We start from the raw sequence: 5,527 nt of genomic DNA on the forward strand, positions 1-5,527 counted from the left end.
AACATTTTCCAGCGAATCTCTTGACAGTAGGTTTAAGTTCACGCTACATTAGTCAAGCGGTCGAGAGGAGCCAAGCGAAAGCGGCGGTTCTTCTGGGGGCACTGAACCAAGACAACTGCATAGTTTGGAAGTCAGAATAGCACTTAACCTCGTCAAAGTAAATTGATTTCCCAATTTTCGAGAGAACTAGGTTCTTGAGGAGATTGAGGGAAGGTAACGCAACGAGAGGTAAGTTTCAGAGTAATTTGAGCTTACCGAAGAATGAGCGAATGAAACTCAACAACATGGAGAGTTTGATCCTGGCTCAGGATGAACGCTGGCGGTATGCTTAACACATGCAAGTCGAACGGAATCTTCGGATTTAGTGGCGGACGGGTGAGTAACGCGTGAGAATCTGCCTTCAGGACGGGAACAACAACTGGAAACGGTTGCTAAAGCCCGATGTGCCCTTCGGGGTGAAAGTATTTATAGCCTGAAGATGAGCTCGCGTCCGATTAGCTAGTAGGTGGAGTAATGGTTTACCTAGGCGACGATCGGTAACTGGTCTGAGAGGATGACCAGTCACACTGGGACTGAGACACGGCCCAGACTCCTACGGGAGGCAGCAGTGGGGAATTTTCCGCAATGGGCGAAAGCCTGACGGAGCAATACCGCGTGAGGGAGGAAGGCTCTTGGGTCGTAAACCTCTTTTATCAGGGAAGAACACAATGACGGTACCTGATGAATCAGCATCGGCTAACTCCGTGCCAGCAGCCGCGGTAATACGGAGGATGCAAGCGTTATCCGGAATTATTGGGCGTAAAGCGTCCGCAGGTGGTTTTGAAAGTTTGCTGTCAAAGCGTCTAGCTTAACTAGATACAGGCAGTGAAAACTACAAGACTAGAGTTTGGTAGGGGTCACGGGAATTCCCAGTGTAGCGGTGAAATGCGTAGAGATTGGGAAGAACACCAGCGGCGAAAGCGCGTGACTGGGCCTGAACTGACACTCATGGACGAAAGCTAGGGGAGCGAAAGGGATTAGATACCCCTGTAGTCCTAGCCGTAAACGATGACAACTAGGTGTTGCCCGTATCGACCCGGGCAGTGCCGTAGCCAACGCGTTAAGTTGTCCGCCTGGGGAGTACGCACGCAAGTGTGAAACTCAAAGGAATTGACGGGGGCCCGCACAAGCGGTGGAGTATGTGGTTTAATTCGATGCAACGCGAAGAACCTTACCAAGGCTTGACATGTCGCGAATCTTCTTGAAAGGGAAGAGTGCCTTCGGGAGCGCGAACACAGGTGGTGCATGGCTGTCGTCAGCTCGTGTCGTGAGATGTTGGGTTAAGTCCCGCAACGAGCGCAACCCTCGTTTCTAGTTGCCATCATTAAGTTGGGCACTTTAGAGAGACTGCCGGTGACAAACCGGAGGAAGGTGGGGATGACGTCAAGTCAGCATGCCCCTTACGCCTTGGGCTACACACGTACTACAATGCTACGGACAAAGAGCCGCAAGTTCGCGAGGACAAGCAAATCTCATAAACCGTGGCTCAGTTCAGATTGCAGGCTGCAACTCGCCTGCATGAAGGCGGAATCGCTAGTAATCGCAGGTCAGCATACTGCGGTGAATACGTTCCCGGGCCTTGTACACACCGCCCGTCACACCATGGAAGTTGGCCACGCCCGAAGTCGTTACTCCAACCGTTCGCGGAGGAGGATGCCGAAGGCAGGGCTGATGACTGGGGTGAAGTCGTAACAAGGTAGCCGTACCGGAAGGTGTGGCTGGATCACCTCCTTTTAGGGAGACCTACCCTCTCAAGATAGTGAGGAGTTAGGCGTGAGGCGTGAGGAGAAATCCAAAGCTTCATCGCGAATGACTGCTTGACACGTTTTGAGATGGTCATCCCAAGGTCGTTCGAGAATAAGTGTTGACTTCCAGACTATGAGCTTGGTTGGGTAGATGGGCTATTAGCTCAGGTGGTTAGAGCGCACCCCTGATAAGGGTGAGGTCCCTGGTTCGAGTCCAGGATGGCCCACCATTCTTATCGAAGGGGGGTTTAGCTCAGTTGGTAGAGCGCCTGCTTTGCAAGCAGGATGTCAGCGGTTCGAGTCCGCTAACCTCCACTGTCCAAGACAGTCAAACAGTCCAGCAACTGATTTAGGTCACACTAAAGAGTCTGCTGGGTCTGACTCAGCTAGAACCATGAAAACTGCATAGAAACTTGTCAGGTAGAAAGTAGCTGACTCTCGGAATGTTTTTCCAGGAAGAACTGGAGAATAACGGATGAGATGTCAGAGACAAATATCACAGACACCAATGTTGAGAGTTAGTTGAAGTTGACCGAATTGTTGAGAAACAAGTGGTCAAGCTAAGAAGGGCTGATGGTGGATACCTAGGCACACAGAGGCGAAGAAGGACGTGGTTACCGACGATATGCTCTGGGGAGTTGGAAGCAAGCATTGATCCAGAGGTTTCCGAATGGGGCAACCCTATATACTGCCACCTGAATCCATAGGGTGGAAAGAGCGAACTCAGCGAATTGAAACATCTTAGTAGCTGAAGGAAGAGAAAACAAACGTGATTTCCCAAGTAGCGGCGAGCGAAACGGAAACAGCCTAAACCAGAGTGCATGCACTTTGGGGTCGTGGGACAGCGATATGGACTCAAGCGGCTAGACGAAGCAGTGGAATGCTGCACCAGAGGGGGTGAAAGTCCCGTAGTCGAAAGCTTAATGATACTAGCTGCATCCCGAGTAGCATGGGGCACGTGAAATCCCGTGTGAATCTGCGAGGACCACCTCGTAAGGCTAAATACTCCTGTGTGACCGATAGTGAACCAGTACCGCGAGGGAACGGTGAAAAGAACCCCGGAAGGGGAGTGAAATAGAACATGAAACCATCAGCTTACAAGCAATGGGAGGACGATTTAAACGTCTGACCGTGTGCCTGTTGAAGAATGAGCCGGCGACTTATAGGTACAGGTAGATTAAGCCGAGAATGGCGAAGTCAAAGCGAAAGCGAGTCTGATAAGGGCGCTAATCTGTATTTATAGACCCGAACCCTGGTGATCTAACCATGGGCAGGATGAAGCTTGGGTAACACCAAGTGGAGGTCCGAACCGACTGATGTTGAAAAATCAGCGGATGACCTGTGGTTAGGGGTGAAATGCCAATCGAACCAGGAGCTAGCTGGTTCTCCCCGAAATGTGTTGAGGCGCAGCGGCAATGATTATAGCAAGGGGGTAAAGCACTGATTCGGTGCGGGCTGCGAGAGCGGTACCAAATCGAGTCAAACTCTGAATACCTTGTGCACACATTGCCAGTGAGACGGTGGGGGATAAGCTTCATCGTCAAGAGGGAAACAGCCCAGACCACCAGCTAAGGTCCCCAAATCATAACTCAGTGATAAAGGAGGTGGGAATGCAAAGACAACCAGGAGGTTTGCCTAGAAGCAGCCATCCTTAAAAGAGTGCGTAATAGCTCACTGGTCAAGCGTTCCTGCGCCGAAAATGAACGGGGCTAAGTTATGTACCGAAGCTGTGGGATATATCTATCGATGTATCGGTAGGGGAGCGTTCTGTTGTAGTTTGAAGCATCAGCGGAAGCAGGTGTGGACGAAGCAGAAGTGAGAATGTCGGCTTGAGTAGCGCAAACATTGGTGAGAATCCAATGCCCTGAAATCCCAAGGTTTCCTCCGGAAGGCTCGTCCACGGAGGGTGAGTCAGGACCTAAGGCGAGGCTGAAGAGCGTAGTCGATGGACAATCGGTTAAGATTCCGATACTGATTTTGGATTGTGCAGAGGGACGGAGAAGGCTAACACAGCCCCATGTTGGTTAGGGGTTTAAGTGTCCGAGGCGATGAGAGTCGGTGAAAACGACTTGAGCGGAGGCATGAGTACGAGAGTCTACGGACTCGAAGTGTGTGATGTCAAGCTTCCTAGAAAAGCTCTAACCACGTTAATCCAAAATTACCTGTACCCTAAACCGACACAGGTGGGAAGGTTGAGAATACCCAAGGGCGCGAGATAACTCTCTCTAAGGAACTCGGCAAAATGGCCCCGTAACTTCGGGAGAAGGGGTGCCACCGAGAGGTGGTCGCAGTGAAGAGGCCCAAGCGACTGTTTACCAAAAACACAGGTCTCCGCGAAGTCGTAAGACGAAGTATGGGGGCTGACGCCTGCCCAGTGCCGGAAGGTTAAAGAAGTTGGTTAGGAGCAATCCGAAGCTGGCGACTGAAGCCCCGGTGAACGGCGGCCGTAACTATAACGGTCCTAAGGTAGCGAAATTCCTTGTCGGGTAAGTTCCGACCCGCACGAAAGGCGTAACGATTTGGGCGCTGTCTCGGAGAGAGGCTCGGCGAAATAGGAGTGTCTGTGAAGATACGGACTACCTGCACCTGGACAGAAAGACCCTATGAAGCTTTACTGTAGCCTGGTATTGGGTTCGGGCTTTGTTTGCGCAGGATAGGTGGGAGGCTGTGAGATTGTCCTTGTGGGGACGATGGAGCCAACGGTGAGATACCACTCTAACAAAGCTAGAATTCTAACCCTCAGCCGTTAACCGGCGAAGGAACAGTATCAGGTGGGCAGTTTGACTGGGGCGGTCGCCTCCTAAAAGGTAACGGAGGCGCGCAAAGGTTCTCTCAGGCTGGTTGGAAATCAGCCGTAGAGTGTAAAAGCACAAGAGAGCTTGACTGTGAGACAAACACGTCAAACAGGGACGAAAGTCGGCTTTAGTGATCCGACGGCGCTGCGTGGAAAGGCCGTCGCTAAACGGATAAAAGTTACTCTAGGGATAACAGGCTGATCTCCCCCAAGAGTTCACATCGACGGGGAGGTTTGGCACCTCGATGTCGGCTCATCGCAACCTGGGGCGGTAGTACGTCCCAAGGGTTGGGCTGTTCGCCCATTAAAGCGGTACGTGAGCTGGGTTCAGAACGTCGTGAGACAGTTCGGTCCATATCCGGTGCAGGCGTAAGAGCATTGAGAGGAGCCTTCCTTAGTACGAGAGGACCGGGAAGGACGCACCGCTGGTGTACCTGTTATCGTGCCAACGGTAAACGCAGGGTAGCCATGTGCGGAGCGGATAACCGCTGAAAGCATCTAAGTGGGAAGCCCACCTCAAGATGAGTGCTCTCATGGGGTTAACCCAGTAAGGTCACGGGTAGACCACCCGTTGATAGGCTTTAGATGGAAGCGCAGTAATGCGTGCAGTCGAGAAGTACTAATAGACCGAGGGCTTGACCTCAACTATCAACTATCAACTTAAACCGGCATCTAGTGTTTGATTATGACAAGTGTCTATGCAGCCTTCATGGCTCTATCTCTTTAGTTGATTCATCGAACTGATGAATCAATTGAAAATGCCTTAACTACAAGCTTTCCTGGTGTTCCTAGCGTCGTGGCACCACCCTGACCCATCTCGAACTCAGGTGTGAAACGCGGCAGCGGCGAAGATAGTCGGAGGGTAGCCTCCTGCAAAAATAGCTCATCGCCAGGACCTCTATCTCAACCAAAAGCCTAAAGCCTCTTTCTAAATCCTGGAATGAGGCTT

The 5,527-nt window shown here is 51.5% G+C and carries 2 tRNA genes and 3 rRNA genes; all 5 read left to right on the top strand.

Features of this window, described 5'->3' with window-relative positions:
• The first annotated feature begins 281 nt into the window (after positions 1-281).
• The 5 genes from ACJ2PR_RS34800 to rrf all read left to right on the top strand — a co-directional run bounded on the left by ACJ2PR_RS34800 (position 282) and on the right by rrf (position 5,473).
• Positions 282-1,773 (top strand): 16S ribosomal RNA (locus tag ACJ2PR_RS34800).
• 164 nt (positions 1,774-1,937) lie between these two features.
• A tRNA-Ile gene (locus ACJ2PR_RS34805) sits at positions 1,938-2,014 on the top strand.
• A gap of 12 nt (positions 2,015-2,026) precedes the next feature.
• A tRNA-Ala gene (locus tag ACJ2PR_RS34810) sits at positions 2,027-2,099 on the top strand.
• Between the two features lie 238 nt (positions 2,100-2,337).
• Positions 2,338-5,221: ribosomal RNA gene (locus ACJ2PR_RS34815) — 23S ribosomal RNA — on the top strand.
• 135 nt (positions 5,222-5,356) lie between these two features.
• A 5S ribosomal RNA gene (gene rrf / locus ACJ2PR_RS34820) occupies positions 5,357-5,473 on the top strand.
• Together the 16S, 23S and 5S rRNA genes with 2 tRNA genes alongside form the textbook arrangement of a ribosomal RNA operon.
• Positions 5,474-5,527: the final 54 nt, after the last annotated feature.

This window comes from Phormidesmis sp. 146-33 (assembly GCF_052939515.1).